Annotated in this window: 22 protein-coding genes; 5 read left to right on the top strand and 17 right to left on the bottom strand. The window is 71.7% G+C overall.

Annotated features, from left to right (window positions below):
• Positions 1-3: 3 nt before the first annotated feature.
• The 9 genes from ABLE68_RS17235 to ABLE68_RS17195 form a co-directional block, all read right to left on the bottom strand.
• Entirely contained in the window at positions 4-612 is a 609-nt protein-coding gene (locus ABLE68_RS17235; protein ID WP_348873017.1) for a regulatory protein RecX, read from the bottom strand.
• A gap of 68 nt (positions 613-680) precedes the next feature.
• Entirely contained in the window at positions 681-1,736 is a 1,056-nt protein-coding gene (recA, locus tag ABLE68_RS17230) for a recombinase RecA (RefSeq protein ID WP_348873015.1), read from the bottom strand.
• Between the two features lie 201 nt (positions 1,737-1,937).
• Complete coding sequence (locus ABLE68_RS17225; protein ID WP_348873014.1) at positions 1,938-3,056, bottom strand: sensor histidine kinase; 1,119 nt, start codon at positions 3,054-3,056, stop codon at positions 1,938-1,940.
• Positions 3,049-3,729 (bottom strand): response regulator transcription factor, encoded by a 681-nt coding sequence (locus ABLE68_RS17220; RefSeq protein WP_348873012.1) that lies wholly within the window; start codon positions 3,727-3,729, stop codon positions 3,049-3,051. The genes ABLE68_RS17225 and ABLE68_RS17220 overlap by 8 nt, the downstream gene beginning before the upstream one ends.
• Positions 3,704-4,135: a hypothetical protein gene (locus ABLE68_RS17215; protein ID WP_348873010.1), complete on the bottom strand. Its 432-nt coding sequence runs from the start codon at positions 4,133-4,135 to the stop codon at positions 3,704-3,706. The genes ABLE68_RS17220 and ABLE68_RS17215 overlap by 26 nt, the downstream gene beginning before the upstream one ends.
• The gene (locus ABLE68_RS17210; RefSeq protein ID WP_348873009.1) at positions 4,132-5,286 is read right to left on the bottom strand and encodes a molybdopterin-dependent oxidoreductase; all 1,155 of its coding nucleotides are present in this window, start codon (positions 5,284-5,286) and stop codon (positions 4,132-4,134) included. Before ABLE68_RS17210 ends, ABLE68_RS17215 begins: the two co-directional genes overlap by 4 nt.
• Positions 5,283-5,867 (bottom strand): class I SAM-dependent methyltransferase, encoded by a 585-nt coding sequence (locus ABLE68_RS17205; protein WP_348873007.1) that lies wholly within the window; start codon positions 5,865-5,867, stop codon positions 5,283-5,285. Before ABLE68_RS17205 ends, ABLE68_RS17210 begins: the two co-directional genes overlap by 4 nt.
• On the bottom strand, positions 5,864-6,532 hold the full coding sequence (locus tag ABLE68_RS17200; RefSeq protein ID WP_348873005.1) for a TIGR04282 family arsenosugar biosynthesis glycosyltransferase: 669 nt from the start codon (positions 6,530-6,532) through the stop codon (positions 5,864-5,866). The genes ABLE68_RS17205 and ABLE68_RS17200 overlap by 4 nt, the downstream gene beginning before the upstream one ends.
• Positions 6,529-7,188, bottom strand: a complete 660-nt coding sequence (locus ABLE68_RS17195; RefSeq protein ID WP_348873003.1) for a glycosyltransferase family 2 protein — start codon at positions 7,186-7,188, stop codon at positions 6,529-6,531. Before ABLE68_RS17195 ends, ABLE68_RS17200 begins: the two co-directional genes overlap by 4 nt.
• A 92-nt stretch (positions 7,189-7,280) precedes the next feature.
• Here ABLE68_RS17195 and ABLE68_RS17190 point away from each other — a divergent pair, with 92 nt between their 5' ends.
• Together ABLE68_RS17190 and ABLE68_RS17185 are read left to right on the top strand one after the other, a co-directional pair.
• Positions 7,281-8,618, top strand: coding sequence for a hypothetical protein (locus ABLE68_RS17190; RefSeq protein WP_348873001.1), 1,338 nt, complete (start codon positions 7,281-7,283; stop codon positions 8,616-8,618).
• A 169-nt stretch (positions 8,619-8,787) separates the two neighbouring features.
• Positions 8,788-9,165: a hypothetical protein gene (locus ABLE68_RS17185; RefSeq protein ID WP_348873000.1), complete on the top strand. Its 378-nt coding sequence runs from the start codon at positions 8,788-8,790 to the stop codon at positions 9,163-9,165.
• An 833-nt stretch (positions 9,166-9,998) separates the two neighbouring features.
• Here the strand turns inward: ABLE68_RS17185 and ABLE68_RS17180 are convergent.
• The 5 genes from ABLE68_RS17180 to ABLE68_RS17160 are packed head-to-tail and all read right to left on the bottom strand — an operon-like array spanning position 9,999 to position 14,432.
• Positions 9,999-11,042, bottom strand: coding sequence for an NAD-dependent epimerase/dehydratase family protein (locus ABLE68_RS17180; RefSeq protein WP_348872998.1), 1,044 nt, complete (start codon positions 11,040-11,042; stop codon positions 9,999-10,001).
• Positions 11,039-11,833, bottom strand: a complete 795-nt coding sequence (locus ABLE68_RS17175) for an S-methyl-5'-thioadenosine phosphorylase (RefSeq protein ID WP_348872996.1) — start codon at positions 11,831-11,833, stop codon at positions 11,039-11,041. Before ABLE68_RS17175 ends, ABLE68_RS17180 begins: the two co-directional genes overlap by 4 nt.
• Before the next feature lie 4 nt (positions 11,834-11,837).
• Positions 11,838-13,097: an MFS transporter gene (locus ABLE68_RS17170; protein WP_348872994.1), complete on the bottom strand. Its 1,260-nt coding sequence runs from the start codon at positions 13,095-13,097 to the stop codon at positions 11,838-11,840.
• Positions 13,094-13,288 (bottom strand): DUF3046 domain-containing protein, encoded by a 195-nt coding sequence (locus ABLE68_RS17165; RefSeq protein WP_348872992.1) that lies wholly within the window; start codon positions 13,286-13,288, stop codon positions 13,094-13,096. Before ABLE68_RS17165 ends, ABLE68_RS17170 begins: the two co-directional genes overlap by 4 nt.
• A gap of 7 nt (positions 13,289-13,295) precedes the next feature.
• The gene (locus ABLE68_RS17160) at positions 13,296-14,432 is read right to left on the bottom strand and encodes a class I SAM-dependent methyltransferase (RefSeq protein ID WP_348872991.1); all 1,137 of its coding nucleotides are present in this window, start codon (positions 14,430-14,432) and stop codon (positions 13,296-13,298) included.
• Positions 14,433-14,502: 70 nt separating this feature from the next.
• Between ABLE68_RS17160 and ABLE68_RS17155 the strand changes: the two genes are divergently transcribed.
• Positions 14,503-15,012 carry a GNAT family N-acetyltransferase gene (locus ABLE68_RS17155; RefSeq protein WP_348872990.1) on the top strand — a complete coding sequence of 170 codons (510 nt, stop codon included), beginning with the start codon at positions 14,503-14,505 and terminating at the stop codon, positions 15,010-15,012.
• Between the two features lie 105 nt (positions 15,013-15,117).
• Here ABLE68_RS17155 and ABLE68_RS17150 read toward each other — a convergent pair whose 3' ends face one another.
• From ABLE68_RS17150 to ABLE68_RS17140, 3 genes are read right to left on the bottom strand one after another with little or no spacing between them, the layout of a single operon-like run.
• On the bottom strand, positions 15,118-15,930 hold the full coding sequence (locus ABLE68_RS17150; protein WP_348872989.1) for an ABC transporter permease: 813 nt from the start codon (positions 15,928-15,930) through the stop codon (positions 15,118-15,120).
• 1 nt (position 15,931) lies between these two features.
• A complete protein-coding gene (locus tag ABLE68_RS17145) occupies positions 15,932-16,735 on the bottom strand; it encodes an ABC transporter permease (protein WP_348872988.1) in 804 nt (267 codons plus the stop codon).
• The gene (locus ABLE68_RS17140) at positions 16,735-17,679 is read right to left on the bottom strand and encodes an ABC transporter ATP-binding protein (protein WP_348872986.1); all 945 of its coding nucleotides are present in this window, start codon (positions 17,677-17,679) and stop codon (positions 16,735-16,737) included. Before ABLE68_RS17140 ends, ABLE68_RS17145 begins: the two co-directional genes overlap by 1 nt.
• Positions 17,680-17,742: 63 nt before the next feature.
• On the opposite strand from ABLE68_RS17140, the gene ABLE68_RS17135 reads away from it, so the two are divergent.
• Together ABLE68_RS17135 and ABLE68_RS17130 are read left to right on the top strand one after the other, a co-directional pair.
• Entirely contained in the window at positions 17,743-18,123 is a 381-nt protein-coding gene (locus ABLE68_RS17135; protein WP_348872985.1) for a RidA family protein, read from the top strand.
• A gap of 3 nt (positions 18,124-18,126) precedes the next feature.
• Entirely contained in the window at positions 18,127-18,960 is an 834-nt protein-coding gene (locus tag ABLE68_RS17130; RefSeq protein ID WP_348872983.1) for an EamA family transporter, read from the top strand.
• Positions 18,961-19,062: the final 102 nt, after the last annotated feature.

The raw sequence follows: 19,062 nt of genomic DNA, 5'->3' as shown, positions 1-19,062 counted from the left end.
CAGTCAGTCGCGGTCTGCGGCTGCCATCTCCTCACGCACGATCGCGAACGCCATGCCTGAGCCGTAGCCCTTGCGGGCCAGCAGCCCGACCAGCCGACGGGTGGCGGTGGTGTCGTCGACCCGGGACAGGGTGCGCAGCTTCTTGCGGACCAGCACCCGGGCAGCCTCCTCCTCGTCGGCAGGATCGACCTCGTCGAGCACCTCGCGAGCCGTGTCGTCGTCGATGCCCTTGCGTCGCAGCTCCTGGGCCAGCGCACGCCGGGCCAGGCCCTTGCCCGGCTGGCGGGACTGGACCCACAGCCGGGCGAAGGCCTCGTCGTCGATCAGCCCGACCTCCTCGAACCGGTCGAGGAGGCGAGTGGCGACGTCATCGGGCACGAGCTTCTTGGCCAGCTTGTCGCTGAGCTCCTTGCGGCTGCGCGCCTGACCCGTGAGCTGGTCGAGCAGGATCTTGCGGGCGACCGCTTCCGCATCGGCCTCGGGCACCTGGACCGCGGTGTCCTCGGGCGGGGGTGCGACCGGGGCAGGGCGGACGCCCTGGGTCCAGGCGTCCACGCCGGCCGCGACGTCACCGAGCCAGTCGGGGGCGGGTCGGTCCTCGTGGAGAGTCATGACGTGTCTCCTCAGCACTGCGGGGGTTTCGAGACAGGCGCTAGCGCGCCTTCCTCAACCACCGGCCGTCAGAAGGAGTCGACGCCGATCGGCTCGTTGAGGTCAGCGAGGTCATCGGGGGCGTCGACCTGCGGGCCGACCCCGAGCTTCTCGAGGATCTTCTTCTCGAGCTCGTTGGCGAGGTCGGGGTTGTCCTTGAGGAACTTGCGGGAGTTCTCCTTGCCCTGACCGAGCTGGTCGCCCTCGTAGGTGTACCAAGCGCCGGCCTTGCGGACCAGGCCCGCCTCGACACCGACGTCGATCAGGCCGCCCTCGCGGCTGATGCCCTTGCCGTACATGATGTCGAACTCCGCCTGCTTGAACGGCGGGGCGACCTTGTTCTTGACGACCTTGACGCGGGTGCGGTTGCCGACCATGTCGGTGCCGTCCTTGAGCGTCTCGATGCGGCGGACGTCGAGGCGCACGGAGGCGTAGAACTTCAGCGCCTTGCCACCGGTGGTGGTCTCGGGCGAGCCGAACATCACGCCGATCTTCTCGCGCAGCTGGTTGATGAAGATCATCGTGGTCTTGGAGTTGTTGAGCGCACCGGTCATCTTGCGCAGCGCCTGGCTCATCAAACGGGCCTGGAGACCGACGTGGCTGTCGCCCATCTCGCCCTCGATCTCGGCGCGGGGCACCAGCGCCGCGACCGAGTCGATGACGATCAGGTCGAGCGCACCCGAGCGGATCAGCATGTCGGCGATCTCGAGCGCCTGCTCACCGGAGTCGGGCTGCGAGACCAGCAGCGCGTCGGTGTCGACACCGAGCGCCTTGGCGTAGTCGGGGTCGAGCGCGTGCTCGGCGTCGATGAAGGCCACGATGCCGCCGGCCGCCTGGGCATTGGCCACGGCGTGCAGGGCGACGGTCGTCTTGCCGGAGGACTCCGGGCCGTAGATCTCCACGACGCGACCACGCGGGAACCCGCCGAGGCCGAGCGCGACGTCGAGCGCGATGGAGCCGCTGGGGATGATCTCCAGCGGCGCACGCACCTCGTCGCCGAGGCGCATCACGGAGCCCTTGCCGAACTGCTTCTCGATGTTGGCGAGCGCGGCGTCCAGGGCCTTCTCGCGGTCTGCTCCAGCCATGTGCTGAGTCCTCGTCTCTCGTCGGGTTCCAGGTACGTCGGCGACGCTAGAGCGAGCCACCGACATCGCCTGATCAGCGCCGTCGTGCTTGTGGAGAACCTCGCCCCGCGTCGTACCTGTGGAGAGAAACTAGCCCGAACACCTGTTCGATCCACACACCCCGACCGGCGTGTCGCGAGATCGGCCGGGATCAGATCGGGATCAGGACGGGAGCAGCACCAGGAACCGACACCCGGTCGGTCCGGGGGCGCCGACGTTCTCGACCCTGACCGCCCCGCGGTGCGCCTCGACGATGCCCTTGACGATGGCCAGGCCCAGCCCGGCCCGGGTGTCCGGCTCGGGGGTGCGGGCCGCCTCGCCCCGCCACGCGAGGTCGAAGACGCGCCCCATGTCCTCGGCGGACAGCCCACCGCACTGGTCGCTGACGCTCAGCTCGACCCCGTCGGGCACGACCCGGCCGCGGATCTCGACCGAGCCGTCGGAGGGGGTGTGCCGGATCGCGTTCATGATCAGGTTGGTCATCACCCGGGTGAGGCCGGCGGCGTCCGCGGTGATCTCGATGCCCTCGTCGACGCTGCCACCGAGACGGACGTTGCGCGCCCGGGCGACCGGGTCCGCCCCGGCGATCGCCTCGCTGACCAGGTCGCCGAGCATCACGGGCTCCGGCCTGATCGTCAGCACGCCCGCATGGATCCGCGAGAGCTCGAAGAGGTCGTCGACCATCCGCACCATCCGGTCCACCTCGGCCCGGATCTGCCGGTGGTAGCGGTCCGGGTCGGCCGCCATGCCGTCCTCGAGCGCCTCGGTCATCGCGCGCATGCCGGCCAACGGCGTGCGGAGGTCGTGGGACACCCACGACACCAGCTCGCGGCGTGACTCCTCGAGCCGCGCCTCACGCAGCCGCGACTCCTCGAGCCGCTGGCTCGTGCGCGCCAGCTCGGTCGAGAGGGCCTGGAGCTCGCTGGGGCCGCGGGGGTCCGCGACGTAGGAGCCCTGGGTGTCGAGCAGCCGCGCGCCCTCGCGCAGCGTCTCGGACCAGCGCGAGATGGCGGTTCCGACCGCGAGCGCGACGACCAGCGAGACCAGACCGGCCACGCCCGCCACCATGCTCACGACGCCCCAGTCGTGGGTCGAGAGGAACATCAGCCGCGACACCACGACCACGCCGGCCAGCACCGACCCGATCGCGATGACCACGATCAGGCCGAGCTGCCAGCGGATCGACCGGTGCCGGAGCAGCCAGGCGAGCAGCAGCCCGACCAGGCCGACCGCCACCGCACAGGCGGCTGCGACCAGCACGATCTGCATCCGGTCACTCATCCGTCGCCTCCCAGCGGTAACCCACGCCCCACACCGTGCTCAGCCGCGTCGGCCGGGTCGGGTCTCGCTCGATCTTCTCCCGAAGGCGCCGTACGTGCACGGTGACGGTCGAGTGGTCTCCGACCGACCAGCCCCACACCTGGCGCAGCAGGTCGTCGCGCGAGTACGCCGTACCCGGGTTGGCCAGCAGGAAACGGAGCAGGTCGAACTCCCGGGCGGTCAGGGCGAGCGCTACACCACCGCGGTGCGCCGTGTGCGCGGCCTCGTCGACGACCAGGTCGCCGTCGACCAGGCGCCGCGGCGCGGGCGGGGTCACGGTGCGCCGCAGCACGGAGTCGACCCGGAGGGCCAGCTCCCGCGGGCTGAACGGCTTGGTCACGTAGTCGTCGGCGCCGACCTCGAGACCCGCCACCCGGTCGGTCTCCTCGCCGAGGGCGGTGAGCATGATGACCGGGACGTCGCTGATGGTGCGCAGCCGGCGGCACACCTCGATCCCGTCGATGCCGGGAAGCATCAGGTCGAGCACGACCAGGTCGGCCGGCTCCTCGCGCATGGCGCTCAGCGCGGACTCCCCGTCGACGGCCTCGACCACGTCGTGCTGGTGGGCGCGTAGGTAGGACACCACCACCTCACGCACCGTGTGGTCGTCATCGACGACCAGCACTCGGGCCATGCCCACCTCCTCGGGTTGCCCGAGAGCGTACGAGGGTGGCGACCACGACGGCGACGAGCGTGATCCCGGCGAGCACCAGCCAGCCGGTCGTGTAGTCGCGGTCGAGGAGCGTGGGGTTGTCGGAGCGGGCGCCGAACCGGCCGAGGACGGGTACGGCGAGCAGGGTGACCGAGCCGAGCACCACGAAGGCGACGACGAGCGGTGCACGCGCCGGCGCCGGCACGAGGCGCACCGCGAGGGCGCCGAGCGCGACGGTGATCATCGCGATCACCCCGTCGTGGAGGATGACGCCGGCGACGAGCCACTCCGCCGCACTGAACAGCTGGTCGAGGTCCTGGCGGCTGAAGAGGAACCACGCACCGAAGGCCCCGATCACGACGCCGACAGCGCCGATCAGCCACCTCATGTCGCCACCTCGAGCCGACGGACCCACTTGGTCTGCAGCACGCCGGGGCGGTTCGGGGCGATCAGCCGGGCGGGGTAGCCGTGGTCGATCGCGAGCGGTTCGCCGTTGAGCGCCAGGGCCAGCAGCGTGCGGTCGTCGTCGGCGAAGTTGCCCTGCAGGATCGTGGCCTTGTAGGGACCCGACTCCTGCAGCGAGGTGACCAGGATGTCCGAGCCGCCCGGGATCTCGACCAGGTCGAGCAGGTCGCGCAGGCGTACGCCGGTCCACTCGCCGCTCGCGCTCCACCCCTCGACGCAGGCGATCGGCAGGGTCTCGGTCGACGGCGGCATGGCGAGCAGGTCGTCGCGGGTCATCGAGACCTCGTGGTCTCCGTACGCGACGGTGAAGCGGTAGTCGGCAGCGGTCGCCGAGCCGGTGACCTGCGCGGCGTACGCCGACTTGTTGATCGGGATGTCCTGCGGTCCGTCGCCGGAGCGGACGCCGAGCACCGACACCTTCCGCAGGATCGGCACGGTGCTGCCGGCGGTCGCGAGGACCGCGACACCGGCGGCGACCCAGGTGGTGCGGAGCAGACCGCGACGGGTGAGGACCCCGGGCTCGGTCGCCGACGGCCGGTCGTACGTCGTGTCCTCGAGGTCGGCGCCGAGCGCGCCCCGGATGATCGGCAGCTTGACCGCGATGTGCACCAGCAGGGCGCCGATCGCGATCCAGCCCATGGCGAAGTGGGTGCTGCGGAAGGAGAAGCTCCACGGGTACCACTGCGCTGCGTTGGCGAGCCCCGACGCGAGCTGGAAGATCGCCGAGGCGACCAGGACCGCGATCGACCCGCGCTCGAGCACGTCGAGGACGAGCTTGCGGGCCTCCTTCTCGGGCCGCTTGAAGAGCTTGGGGTAGACCGACCAGAGCTTGACCAGCAGCAGCGGCACGGCCGCCGTGCCGGTGATGACGTGCAGACCCTGGGTGACCCGGTAGCCCCACGACGGGCTGGTGGGGAACGGGATCGGCTGGCTGTGGTTCTGTGCGTAGTGGCTGATCAGCCCGGTGACGAAGCAGATGCCGAAGCAGACGCCGAGCCAGAGCCCGACGCGGGCGGTGACCGACGCGCTGCGCAGCCGGGAGCTGAAGTCCTCCTCAGCGGGGACGAGCTTCACGTGTCCTGCCCCTCGGTCTCCTCGAGCACGACCCACCAGCGGCGGTCGGCCTCGAGGCGCTCGACGACCGAGAGACCGGCGCGTCCGGCGATCGGCTCGATGTCGTCGACGCTGACGACCGACCAGGGCAGCACGCGGGCGCGGCCGTCGCCGTACTCCAGCCGGGCCCAGTCGTCGGTGCACTCGGTGCCGGGCGGCGCCAGCTCGACCACGACCCGACCACGCGGGTCGAGCACCTCGCGCAGCCGCTGGAGCAGGGCCACGGGGTCGCCGCCGATGCCGACGTTGCCGTCGGCGAGCAGCGCGGTCTGCCAGCGTCCCTCGCCGGGGACCTCGTCGAAGACGTCGCGACGGAGCGCCGACGCACCCCGTTGCCGGGTCTGGCCGACGGCGGAGCCGACGACGTCGATGCCGAGGGCGACGTGGCCGCGCTCGGCGAGGGCGGCGGTCAGCCGCCCGGGGCCGCAGCCGACGTCGAGGGTCGGGCCCACGCAGAGCGCGAGGACCGTGCACTCGTGGTCGTCGACGGGGCGGTCCCACTCGTCGAGGCGCAGCCGGGTGACCGGCGAGTCGATGCTCATCGCGGCCGCTCCCGCCAGACCCGGGCGAACTCGCCGTCGGGCACGTCCTGCGCCACGACGTCGGCGTCCGCGATGGTGTCGACGTCGCGCAGGGTGGCCGTGGAGCCGACCTCGAGGCCGAGGTCGAGCAGGGCGCGCCGGGTGTCGTCGTACGTCGTCGGCGTGGACATGGGTACGCCGTGCAGGGCGCGGGCGTCGTTCGGCGCGCGCAGCGCCAGCACCCACCAGCCGCCGTCCTCGGCCGGCCCGAGCACCGCGGCGTGGTCGGCCAGTCCGGCGACGGCGTCGTGGAGCAGCTCGGGCGTGACCTGGGGCGTGTCCATGCCGACCTGGACCACCGGTCCGCCGGGCGGCAGGTCGACGTAGGCGTTGGCGAGCCGCTCGGCGAAGGTGCTCCCCCGTTGGCGGGCGATCGACCAGCCCTCGACGGCGCGGGAGATCTCGTCCCCTCGGACGGCGTCGTCGAGGTGGCCGGAGAGGGCGAGCAGGCATGCGTCGGGGCCGAAGCCCTCGTTGCAGGCGGCGATGGTGTCCAGCAACGCGGCGGCGGCGAGGTCGGCGGCCGTGGCCATGCCGACGTCCGCCCCGAGGCGGGTCTTCACCCGGCCGGCGACGGGGGCCTTGGCGACGACGAGGACGCGCGCGTTCGTCCCGGCGGCACTCATGACAGCACCCGCCAGAAGTCACGGGCGGTGCGGAACGTGCCCTTCACCGAGCCGGACACCTTCGAGCGCGTGCCGACAGTGCGCGGGTGGTAGGTCACGTCGTGCTCGGACAGCCGCCAGCCGGCGGACGTGGCCTTCTGCAGGAGCTCCACGGGATAGCCGAACCTTCGGTCGAGGACGTCGAGACCTAGGAGTTCGTCGCGGCGGCACACGCGGATGGGTGCGATGTCGTGGGCCTGCATCCCGATCCTGCGGCGCAGCCACCAGACGATCAGGCTGTTGCCGGCCCGGGCGTGCCAGGGCCACACGCGGCTGCTGACCGGGCGGCGGCGGCCGACGGCGAGGTCGGCGCGCCCGGAACGGACGTCGTCGAGCATCGGCAGCAGCTCGGCCGGGTCGAAGGACCCGTCGCCGTCCATGAACGCGACGTACTCGCTGGTCGAGGCCAGCAGTCCCGCGTGCACCGCGGCGCCGTACCCCGGCCGGTCCTCGGTCACGACCGTCGCGCCCAGCCGGCGTGCGACGTCGGCGGTGCCGTCGGTCGAGCCGTTGTCGGCGACCACGACCGCGAGCTGGGGCGGGACCGTCGGCAGGAGCAGCTCCAGCGCTGCCGCTTCGTCCCGGCACGGGAGCACGAGGTCGCAGATGATTTCCATGTTCCACCTACCGTGCCCGAACCTCCGGTTCTCTAACGGCGCCAACTCTTACGAAGCCGTGACGGCTAGACCTCTGCCCTACTGTCTGTCGCATGCCGACGACGCGAGCGCGTGCGCCCTGGATCGGTCTGGTCGTCGCGCTGGTGCTGGTGCTGGCGGCGTTCGCGGTGCCGCCGCTCCTCGGGTGGGAGGTCTGGGCCCGCGCACCGCGCAGCCTCGACACGGGCGAGCTGCCGCCGCTGCACGGCTACTGGGACCCCAAGCTCGCCGACCTCGGCACGCTGGCGGCGATCGTGCTCGCGCTGCTCGGCTGGCGCTTCGCGCTCGCGTACGCCGAACGGCTGCCTTGGCGGCGCCTGCTCCTCACGTCGTACGCCGTCGCGCTCGCCTGGATGCTGGCGCTGGCGTTCGTCGACGGGACGTCCGGGATCTCGCGGGTGCTGGGCGATCCCTACGAGTACCTGCGCAGCGCGCGCGAGGTCACCTCGGTGCACACGCTGCTGTCGACGTACGTCGACCGGATCCCGATGTCGGCCCCCGACAACTGGCCGACGCACCCGGCCGGCCACCCGCCGGGCGCGCTGCTCTTCTTCGTCGGACTGGTGAAGGTCGGCCTCGGCGGCGACTTCGTCGCGGGGCTGGTCGTGACCGTGCTCGCGGCGACGACGGTGGTGGCGGTGCTGGTGACGTTGCGGGCGCTGGACGCGGAGGCGATCGCGCGTCGCGCGGTCCCCTTCCTGGTCTTCGCGCCGGCTGCGGTCTTCATGGCGGTGTCGGGCGACGCGCTCTTCGGGGCGGTGGTCGCGTGGGCGCTGGCCTGCCTCGCGATCGGCGCCACCTCGGTCTCGCGCGGCCGGATGGTCGCGTGGTCGGCGCTGTCCGGACTGCTCTTCGGTTCCGCCGTGATGATGTCCTACGGCCTGCCGCTGGCCGGGTTGCTGGCACTCGCCGTACTCGTGCTCGCGCGGTCCTGGCTGCCACTCCCGATCGCTGCCGTCGCTGCGCTGGCCGTCGTGCTCGCCTTTGCGGTCGGCGGCTTCTCCTGGTGGGAGGCCTACCCGGTGCTCAACGACCGCTACTGGGACGGCATCGCGGCCGACCGCCCGGCGTCGTACTGGATGTGGGGCAACCTCGCCGCGCTCCTCGTCTGCGCCGGTCCGCTGCTCGGCGCAGGTCTCGCGCAGCTGGTCGCCCTGGGCCGACGCGCGGACCGGGTGGTGCTGTGGCTGGTGTCAGCCGCGGCGGCCGCGATCGTGCTCGCGGACGTGTCGCGGATGAGCAAGGCCGAGGTCGAGCGGATCTGGCTGCCGTTCGTGCCGTGGCTGATGCTCTCGACGGCCCTGCTGCCGAAGCGGTGGCGGAAGTGGGGACTGGCGCTCCAGCTGGTCAGCGCGCTGCTCGTGCAGCAGCTGCTCTACACGAGCTGGTAGGACATCATCTCGGCGATCATCGGCGTCGATGCCCGCAACCAATCGCGGACGGCGTACGTCGCAGGGCAGTGAGACGGAGCTGGATGTGAGTGCAACAACGGAGGCCCGGACGCATGCTTCGCGACCTCGACGGTTGGCGTTCAGAGCGCTGCGGACCACGCTCGTCCTCGTGCTGACTCTCGGCATCCTGGCCGTCGTCCCGTTCCTATGGGCGCGACCCCGCCACGACGTCGCAGCACCCCGACCTGACGCGACGCCGATCCAGGTCGTGGCGACCTATCTCGAGGCCCTCAACGCCCGCGACTTCGCGACGTCCAACAAGATCCCGCTTCCCCACGATCACAACCACCTGTGGAGCCGCCCGGGAAGCTGGGGCGACGTCCACGACATGCAGCTCACCCCTCACGACGGTCACGACGCCCACGTCATCTTCTCGTTCACCCCTCACGGACTCGGCGGGTTCGCTGGCGGCGATGACCAGGTGTTCGGTTTCTATCTCGACCGCATCGACGGGCAGTGGCGCATCACCGGGTACGGCGTGGCCTGACGTCAGCACCGGTCCCGACGAAGGTGGATTCCGCTCGCCCATGCCGATGAGCGGTTGCTCCGGGACGTCATACGAGTTGGCTGCCGGGGCGACCAGGTCGTATGACGCCCTGGCCAGTTGCCGCACTCATCTGCCGCGAGGCGCTCGCACCTGCCGATGACCGGGACAGGTCAGTGCTCGCGGGCGGGCGGTAGCTCGGGTGCCGTGCAGCCTTGTAGATCAGCCTGCCGAACGCGGCCAGCGCGGCCGCCGCGAAGAACACCATCGTCCACTCCTGGATGGCGATGGCATACGCACCGAGCACGAGCGCAAGGGCCGCGAAGGGTGAGACGCGAGCGATGAGCCACTTGCCGCGCGGAATTTGCTCCAGGTGCTCACGGGCACGCCGACGGCTGCGACGGACGACTCAGACGTTCAGGGCGATGCCGCCCACGATGAGAACGACGGGAATGCTCCACGCCAGCACGAGCCGGAACGAGTCGGACATGGCCCCACCGTTCCCCGAGCCCACCGCCAGCAAGCGCTTCGGTCATGTGGCGTCGAGGACGACTGAAAGCGTCCTGCCAGCTTCACGACACGGGATCGGTGAACGTGATCGGCTTGCCGACGGCCTCGGCGTAGTCGATCTCCCTGCGCGTCGACTCGCCGACGTACCCGCCGGGGTTGACGATCAAGACCCGGTCGGAGAGGTCGATCTTGCGCAGATGCAGACGATCTCAGGACGCTCGGGCACGACTCAGCCTCTCCGGGACGGGGCACGGGCACCCGCGACCTTAGACCGGGTGCGGATCAACGCGCCCTGGCCTGCCGCGCCGCTCGGGTCCTCGGAACGGTCACGCCCGCAGCGGAGCCGTCGCGAACTCGCGCAGCCCGTCGGCCGGACGGATCTCGGCGCGGAAGCCCAGGTCGGCCGCGGCGCGCTCGGGCGAGGCGACGATGTGGCGGACGTCGCCGAGCCGGTAGCCGCCCGTGACCTCGGGCTCGATCCCGGCGCCGGTGCCGGCACCGACCATCCGCGCGACATCGAGGATCGGGATCGGCTCACCGGACGAGACGTTGTAGGCGTCGTAGCGGCCGTTGCCCGAGGCGACGACCGACTCCAGGGCGGCGACGTTGGCGCGCGCGACGTCAGCGACGTGCACGAAGTCGCGCATCTGGCCGCCGTCCTCGTAGACCTGCGGCCGTTCGCCGCGCTCGAGCGAGGAGCGGAACATCGCGGCCACGCCGGAGTACGGCGTGTCACGCGGCATCCCCGGGCCGTAGACGTTGTGGTACCTCAGCGCGACCGCCGAGGCATCGGCCTGACGGACCCATGCGTAGGTGTAGTGCTCCTGGGCGACCTTGCTGGCGGCGTACGACGAGCGCGGGTCGAGCCGGGCGGTCTCGTCGACCAGCGCCCAGCCCAGGACCTCGCCACAGACCGGGCAGTGGTTGTCGAAGTCGCCGCCGTCGAGGGCCTCGCGGCCACGGGGCGGTGGCACCTGGTCGCCGTGCTCGGGACAGGTGTAGCGGCCCTCGCCGTAGACGACCATCGAGGAGGCGAGCACCAGCCGGTCGACCTTCGCCTCGTGCATCGCGGCGAGCAGGACGGCGGTCCCGAGGTCGTTGTGGGCGGCGTAGTCGGGCAGGTCGCCGACCTTGACGCCCGCACCGACGACGGCGGCCTGGTGGCAGACGGCGTCGACGCCGTCGAGCAGGTGCGGCCAGTGGTCCGCGCGGCCGACGTCGAGCTGGTGGGTGCCCTCCGGCGCGAAGGACGAGCCGTGCGCCATCGGCAGCATCAGGTCGACCCGCACGACCTCGTGGCCGCCCGCCTCGAGCGCGGTCCCGATCGCCGTACCGATGAAGCCGGCGGAGCCGGTCAGCAGGACCCTCACTGTCCGGGCACCTCGTAGGTCAGGTCGATGCCGTCGGCCCAGGTGGAGCAGGAGCACCCGTCGGGGTCGGGCAGGGTCTCGATGGTGCGCGACAGGATCCCGGTCAACCGCTCGAGGTTGGCCTTGAAGAGTGCGAAGACCTCCTCCTGGCCGACGCCCTCACCGCTCTCGGCACCGGCATCCATGTCGGTGACCAGCGCGACCGCGGAGTAGCACTGCCGCATCTCGCGGGCCAGCGCCGCCTCGGGGTGGCCGGTCATGTTGATCAGCGTCCAGCCCTCGTCGGCGTAGCTGCGCGACTCGGCGCGGGTGGAGAAGCGTGGACCCTCGATGACGACCATCGCTCCCCCGGACTTGATCACCGGGTCGGCAGCGGCGACGGTCGCCGACAACCGGTCGCAGTAGGGATCCCCGAAGGGCAGGTGCACCGCGCCGGTCTCGACGTACGACGGGATCCGGCGGTAGGTCCGGTCGACCAGCTGGTCGGGCACGACGATGTCGCCCGGGGCGACCTCGGGTCGCAGACCGCCGACCGCGCAGGGCGCGAGCACCTGGCGCACGCCGAGGGAGCGCAGCGCCCAGAGGTTGGCGCGGTAGGGAATCGCGTGGGGCGGGAACTCGTGGTGCGGACCGTGCCGGGGCAGGAAGGCGACCGTGCGGCCGGCGACGGTGCCGACGGCGATCGGGGCCGAGGGTGCGCCGTACGGCGTCTCGACGACGTGCTCCTCCGGATCGTCCAGGAAGGAGTAGAACCCGGTGCCGCCGATCACGGCGACGTCAGCGATGCTCATGGCCTCACCCTGCCAGTCGGGTGGTCGCCCGCGCCCCCAGACCCGCGATCGCGACCAGGGCGACCAGCCCGATCGCGCAGACCGAGAGCTCGGGGTAGCCCCAGATGTCGACGACGAGACCGGCGAGCCCACCAGCCGTGGCGGCGGTCAGTCCCATCACCAGGTCGGTGGCGCCCTGCACATCGGTTCGGGCCTCGAGCGGGGCGTGCTGCGCGATCAACGTGGAGGCGGCGACGGTCGCGAACGACCAGCCGAGGCCGAGCAGGAACAGGCCCGTGAAGATCTCCCACGAGCTGCCCTCGGGCGAGCGGGCGCAGAGCGCGGCTGCGACCAGGAGGAGCGCGGCGCCGACGACGAGCATCGACGGGCGCCCGTAGCGGTCGGCGAGGATGCCGACCACCGGCGAGAACGCGAACATCCCGAGCACGTGCAGGCTGATCACCAGCCCGATCACCTCGAGCTCGGCGTGACCGTGCTCCATGTGGAGCGGGGTCATGATCATGATCCCGACCATCGCCGCGTGCGCGCAGGCCATGCCGAGCATCGCGAAGAAGAGCACGGGGCGCTCGCGGCCGGCGGCGATCGCGCGTGCCCAGGCGGTGCCGGTGGGCGGCGTCTCGGCGACGCCGGCGACCTCGCGCGCGAGCAGCAGCGGGTCGGGACGCAGCAGCACCCCGACCAGGACCGCGGCGACGACCATCCCGATCGCGCCGAGCGCGAACGGCCCGGTGAGCTCCGGGATGCCGAGCAGGTCGGCCAGCGCTCCGGCAGGACCGGTCAGGTTGGGGCCGAGGACGGCGCCGATCGTCGTCGCCCAGACCACGGTCGACAGGGCCCGGCCCTTGTGGGCGTCCTCGGCGAGGTCGGTGGCGGCGTACCGCGCGCTGTTGTTGGCTGCTGATGTCGCGCCCAGCAGGAGCGCGCCGACGAGCAGCAGCACCATCGACCCGATCACTCCGGCGACAACTGCGAGCACGGCCCCGGACGCGCCGAGCACGTAGCCGGTCACCAGACCGATCCGGCGGCCGCGCTGGGACATCAGCCGGGCGAGGAGGTAGGCCGCGACCGCCGTACCGAGCACCTGGAAGGTCTGGGCGAGGCCGGCCTGGCTCTCCGAGCCCGAGATGTCGCGGGCCAGCAGCGACGCGGTGGCGATGCCGATCGTCATGCCGAGCGCGCCGACCGCCTGCGTGATGACGAGCGTGCGCACCGTCCGGCGCTGGACGACCGCGAGATCGGCGAGCGTGCGCTGCGAGGTGGTCACTGCTTGGTGGCCGGGAGCTCGAGCACGCGCCAGACCGCGGCCCAGACCCGCTTGGGCGACTCCCCCGCCGCCAGCGCCTCCGAGGCGGTCCGGCCGCCGAGCTCGGTGATCACGAACATGTCGGCCCAGGAGCGTGCGTACGCCGGGCCGAGGGCGTCGTCCATGCGCGCCCAGAACTCCGTGTGCCTCATGGCTGCCTCATCTGCGGCTCGCCCGGACCTCGAGCCACGGCTGACCGGACTCGGTGCCGAGCCGGACGTTGAGGTGGTCGACCTGCCACCCGGCCCCCTCGAGGGCTGCGCGCAACGGCTCGGCCCGCCAGTAGACGAAGTGCCGCGGCGCGCTCACGTGCCCGTGGCGGGACCAGCCCTCGCCGTCGCCCTCCTTGAGCGCGAGTCCGAGCACCCCGCCGGGCCGGGTGGCCTCGGCGAGCCGGGCCAGCACGGTCGGCAGGTCTACCCGCGGGACGTGCAGCAGGCACGCGGCGGCCCAGACCCCGTCGTACGGCGTGCCGGGGCGGGCCGGGTCGTCGAGGTCGTCGGTGAGCGGGTCGAGTCGGTCGGCCTCGTGGCCCTCGGCACGGAGGAGCTCGACGAAACCGGTGGAGATGTCGGTGCGGCGTACGTCGAGCCCGAGCTCCTCCAGGAGGCGGGCGTCGCGGCCCGGACCGCTGCCGATCTCGAGGACGCGCCCTCCCTCCCCGACGGCGGTCGCGAACACGCGCAGGTCGGCATGGACCGAGGCCGTCATCGGCGGGCTGCCGTCGCGGTAGGCCGTCGCGGACGCGTTGTAGGCGTCGACGGTCGCCCGCGCGACGGCGGCGCGGACGTCGTGGACGTGGTGGACGATGTCGTGCAGGTGGTAGAGCCCGATGCTCTCGACGGTGAACTCGCTGCCGTTGCTGCGGTAGCCGCGCCGGCTCCACGCGTCGGGCGGGACGGACTCGTAGCGGTCGGCGACCGCCACGGCGGCGTCCATCAGCTCGACGGAGACGACGGCCGGGTCCTGCTCGGCGTACCTCTCCGTGATGGCGGACTCGTCCTGGTCCCAGTTGGGGAACTGCGGGTCGACCTCCTCGAGCATCATGCCGACCCGGAGGTCGAAGATGCGGTGCACGTCGCGGACGTGGCAGGCGTACTCGAGGGGCGACCACGTCGTGGGCTCCGGGCGGACGGCGACGTCGTCCAGGGTGAGCACGGCCTCCCAGCTCGTCGCGTTGTCGCGGATGACCGGGCCGAGCTGGTCGACGGTCACGGCGTCGGCCGCGAAGCCGCACTCGGGGCACGGGCGGCCGAGCACCCAGGTCCAGTCCTTGGTGTCCGGAGTGATCGTCATGGCGTCATCCTCCCAGCCGGGTCGGACACGGCGCGCGCGAGATACCGACACCGTCCGGGAAGATGGCGCCATGTCTGCTGCACCCGTGGAGATCCGACGCGCGGCCGAGCCCGACCTGCCCGGGATCGCCGCCATCTACGACGAGGAGGTCCGGCACGGGATCTCGACGTTCGCGACCGAGCCGCCCGGCGTCGACTACTGGCGCCCCCGGCTCGACCTCACGCGTCCGGGCGACCACCTGCTCGTGGCTGCCGCCGGCGACGAGGTGCTGGGCTACGTCTACTCCGGCGACTACCGCCCGCGCGCGGCGTACGCCCGCACCCGCGAGACGTCGGTCTACCTCGCCGCCTCGGCCCGCGGCCGGGGCATCGGCCGGGGGATGTACGACGAGCTGCTGGCGCGGCTCCGCGCCGACGACATGCACCTCGTCGTCGCCGTGGTCGCCCTGCCCAACCCGGGCAGCGAGGCGCTGCACCGGGCGTGCGGCTTCACGCGGGTCGGCGTGCTGTCGGAGGTCGGCCACAAGTTCGGTCGCTGGATCGACACCGGGATCTGGCAGCTACGCTTGTCCGGTGGTTGAGGAGGTCGCGCAGCGACCGTCTCGAAACCCCCGCAGCCGACGTGGCTGCCTTGGTTTCCGGCGTTTCGAGACAGGACTTGGTCCTTCCTCAACAACCGGCACGGCTCAGGTCAGCAGCAGCTTGTCGAGACGACGGCGTACGACGGCCAGGCCGATCAGTCCCATCGCGACCAGGTAGACGACCGAGACCGCGCTCCCCCACGACAGCGCGCCGGTGGTGAGCTCGCGGCACAGGACCACCCCGCGGTAGAGCGGGGTGATCTCGACGACCCAGCGCAGCCACTCGGGGAAGGCGGTGATCGGGAAGAAGGTCGCCGAGAAGAGGAACATCGGCATCGTGGCGAGGGTGATGTACTCGAAGTCCTGCCAGCTGCGCATCCAGGTCGTCAGTGCCATGCAGATGCCGCCGAAGGCGAGGCCGATGAGCAGCGCGGCCGGCACGACCAGGACCGCCCACCAGGACGAGACGAGGTCCATCGCGACCATGATCACGAGGAAGCCGGCGGAGTAGATCCCGCCCCGCAGCAGCGACCAGCTCAGCTCGCCGCGCGCGATGTCCATCGTGGTCAGCGGCGTGGCCAGCATCTGGTCGAAGAGCTTGTTGTATTTCAGCTTGAAGAAGAAGTTGAAGGTCGAGTCCATCAGGGTGCCGTTCATCGCGGACGCGGCGAGCATGCCGGGAGCGACGAACTCGGCGTACGGGATGGTCTCGCCGTTGAACTCGAACCCGGTGATCAGCGCCCCGACGCCGACGCCGATCGAGAACAGGTAGAGGACGGGCTCGAGGAAGCCGCTCGCGAAGATGTACCAGGCACGGCGGTAGGCGAGGTAGTTGCGGTAGAGCAGCAACCGGGTCGCCTCGCCGCCGCTCGGCGGGCGGGCGGCGGCCCTGGCCGCGGCGCTGGTCACGATCGCCATCTCAGCTCACCATCCGCTTCGTGAGCCGGCGGACCGCCCAGAACCAGCCGACCACCGCCAGCGCGACGAGGTAGACGACGTGGACCGCGGCCATCGACCAGTCCATGGTGCCGAGGGTGAGCATCCGGGTCAGGTCGACGCCGTGCCACAGGGGCGTGAGCTTGGCGAGCGCCTCGAGCCACGGGGCGAGGTTGCTGATCGGGAAGAACGCACCCGAGAAGAGGAAGAGCGGCATCATGCCGAGCCGGAAGACGAGCGCGAACGGGCTCTCGTCCTTGAGGCCGGCCGAGAAGGCGTAGATCGGCGTCGCGAAGGCCAGCCCGACGAGCAGCGAGGCCAAGAACGCGCCCACCGCGCCGCCGACCGAGTCGAAGACGCCGAACGGCGCCATCACCAGGACGAACACCGCGCACGAGGTGGCGACCCGGAAGGTCGTGAAGCCGATGTGGGCGAGGATCACCTCGGGGATGCCGAGCGGCGTCGCCGTCATCCCGAAGTAGGTCTTGTGCCACTTGACCATCCCCATCACGGGGTAGGTCACCTCACCGAAGACGATCGTCATCGCCTGCGACGCGAGCAGACCGGGTGCGACGAAGTCGAGGTAGGACGTCGCGCCCTCGAGCTGGCTCGGGTCGCCCTCGATGAACCCGCCGAGCAGCACGCCCATCGCGAGCACGTAGAGCAGCGGGGACACGAACGACGTGATGACGCTGCCCTTCCAGGTGCGTCGGTAGGCGATCGCCCAGTAGTCGACCAGCCGCGCGGTGCCGCCGAGCAGGCTGGTGGGAGCGGTGGACTCGCTCATCAGTCGACCAGCGTCCGGCCGGTGAGCCGCAGGAAGACGTCCTCGAGGGTGGACCGTCGGACCAGCGTCGCGACCGGCTCGAGTCCGCGCTCGTGGACCTTGGCCACCGTCTCCTCGCCGTCGGCGGTGTAGAGCAGCAACCGGTCGGGCAGGACCTCGACCCGCTCGGCGAGGTCGGCGACCTTCTCGGCCAGCGCCTCGTGGCTGTTGCCCTCCTCGGCGACCCCGAACCGCAGCTCGGCGACCTCGCGGGTGGAGTGCTCGGCGATCAGCGTCAGCGGTGAGCCCTCGGCGACGATGAGTCCCTTGTCCATGACCACGAGCCGGTCGGTCAGCTGCTCGGCCTCGTCCATGTAGTGGGTGGTGAGGACCAGCGTCACGCCCTGCTGCTTGAGCCGGAACAGCCGGTCCCAGACGACGTGGCGCGCCTGCGGGTCGAGACCCGTCGTGGGCTCGTCGAGCAGCAGCAGCTCGGGCCGGTTGATCAGGCTGCGCGCGATCGTGAGCCGACGCTTCATGCCGCCCGAGAGGTCCTCGACCATGGCGCCGGCCTTCTCGGTGAGCTGGACGAACTCGAGCAGCTCGTCGACCCGCTCGCGGACCTCCCTGCGCGGCAGCCCGAAGTAGCGGCCGTAGACGAAGAGGTTGTCGCGCACCGTCAGCTCGGTGTCGAGGGTGTCCTCCTGCGGGCAGACGCCGATCCGCGCGCGGATCTCGGGTCCGTCGCTCGCGGGGTCGCGACCCAGGATGCGCAGCTCGCCGCCGCTCACCGGCGACACCGCCGCGATCATCCGCATCGTGCTCGACTTGCCGGCGCCGTTGGGGCCGAGGAAGCCGAACGCCTCGCCGCGGCGTACGTCGACGTCGATCCCCCGGACCGCCTCGAACTCGCCGAAGGACTTGCGCAGGCCGCGCGCCAGGATCATCGAGTCGGTGTCAGCCACGAGGAGAGACCCTATGCGCGGACGCCGACATTCCTCACCCCGTTTGTCCGTAGCCTTCGGGTCATGGAGCGCACACACGCCCGTTCGGGCTCGCCGTACGAGAAGTCGATCGGGTTCAGCCGGGCCGTCAGGGTGGGGTCGGTCGTCGCCGTGAGCGGTACGGCGCCGGTCTGGCCGGACGGTTCCGTCGACCCGGACCCCGCGGTCCAGGCGCGTCGCTGCTTCGAGATCATGCTGGCCGCCCTGGCCGAGCTGGGCGGGACGCCGGCGGACGTGGTCCGGACCCGGCAGTACGTCGTGGACGCGGCCGACGGAGACGCGATCGGCGCCGTCCACGGTGAGTTCTTCCGCGACGTGCAGCCGGCCTCGACGATGGTCGTCGTGGCGGGCCTCCTCGACCCGCGCTGGAAGGTCGAGATCGAGCTGGACGCCGTCGTCGGCTGAGCGGTGGACACCACCGCCCTCGTCCTCACCCTGCTCGCGGCGCTCGTCCACGCCGGCTGGAACCAGCTGCTCGCCGGCTCTCCCGACCCGCAGGCCCGCGTCGGCGTCGCGATGCTCGTCGGCGCGGTCGCCACACTGCCGTTCGCGCTCGTCGGCTTCCACTGGGACGCAGCGGTCTGGCCGTACATCGCGGCGTCGGTGGCGTTCGAGCTCGCGTACGTCGTCCTCCTCGCGGCGGCCTACCGGGTCGCCCCGATGTCCACGGTCTACCCGGTCGCCCGCGGCAGCGCCCCGGTGCTCGTGCTCGTGGTCGGGGTGCTGCTCGGCACGCAGGTCGGCTGGCTGCCCGCGCTCGGCGCCGCGCTCGTGGTCGGGGGCATCCTGCTGGCCCGCAGCCCGGAGCACGCGTCGACGTCCGGGGTGCTGATGGCGCTCGCCGTCGGCGCCTGCATCGCCGGCTACACCCTCGTCGACGCGCACGGCGTCGACCACGCCAGCGTGGCGGCGTACCTCCTCGCGGTCCTCGGCCTCACGGCCGTCACGCAGGTCGCGATCGCCGCCCGCGGCCGCGGCGTCCGGGACCTGACGAGGGCAGCGTTCAGCCGGGACGAGTGGTGGCGCACCATCCTCGCCGGGCTCGGCTTCTTCCTCGCCTACGGCCTGGTGCTCGTCGCCCTGCGTACGGCGCCCGCCGGACTCGTCGCCGCTGTCCGCGAGACGAGCGTCGTGATCGCCGTGCTGCTCCTGGCCGCCACCGGTCAGGAACCCCTGCGCGCCCGCACCCTGCTCGGTGCCGCCGTCGTGACCGCCGGAGTGGCGCTCGTCGTCACCGGGTGACCGAGGTGCGGTCCGGCTTGCCGGCTGGCTCAGGGCGGTACCACGGCACCGGACCAACTGGCCCTGGGTGCTGCAGCTCGGCACCTGCGACGGAGGTCTCGG

Origin of the sequence: Nocardioides pollutisoli, from assembly GCF_040045055.1 — a bacterium.
Lineage (GTDB): Bacteria > Actinomycetota > Actinomycetes > Propionibacteriales > Nocardioidaceae > Nocardioides > Nocardioides tweenelious.
This window is presented reverse-complemented; position numbering and strand designations above follow the sequence as displayed.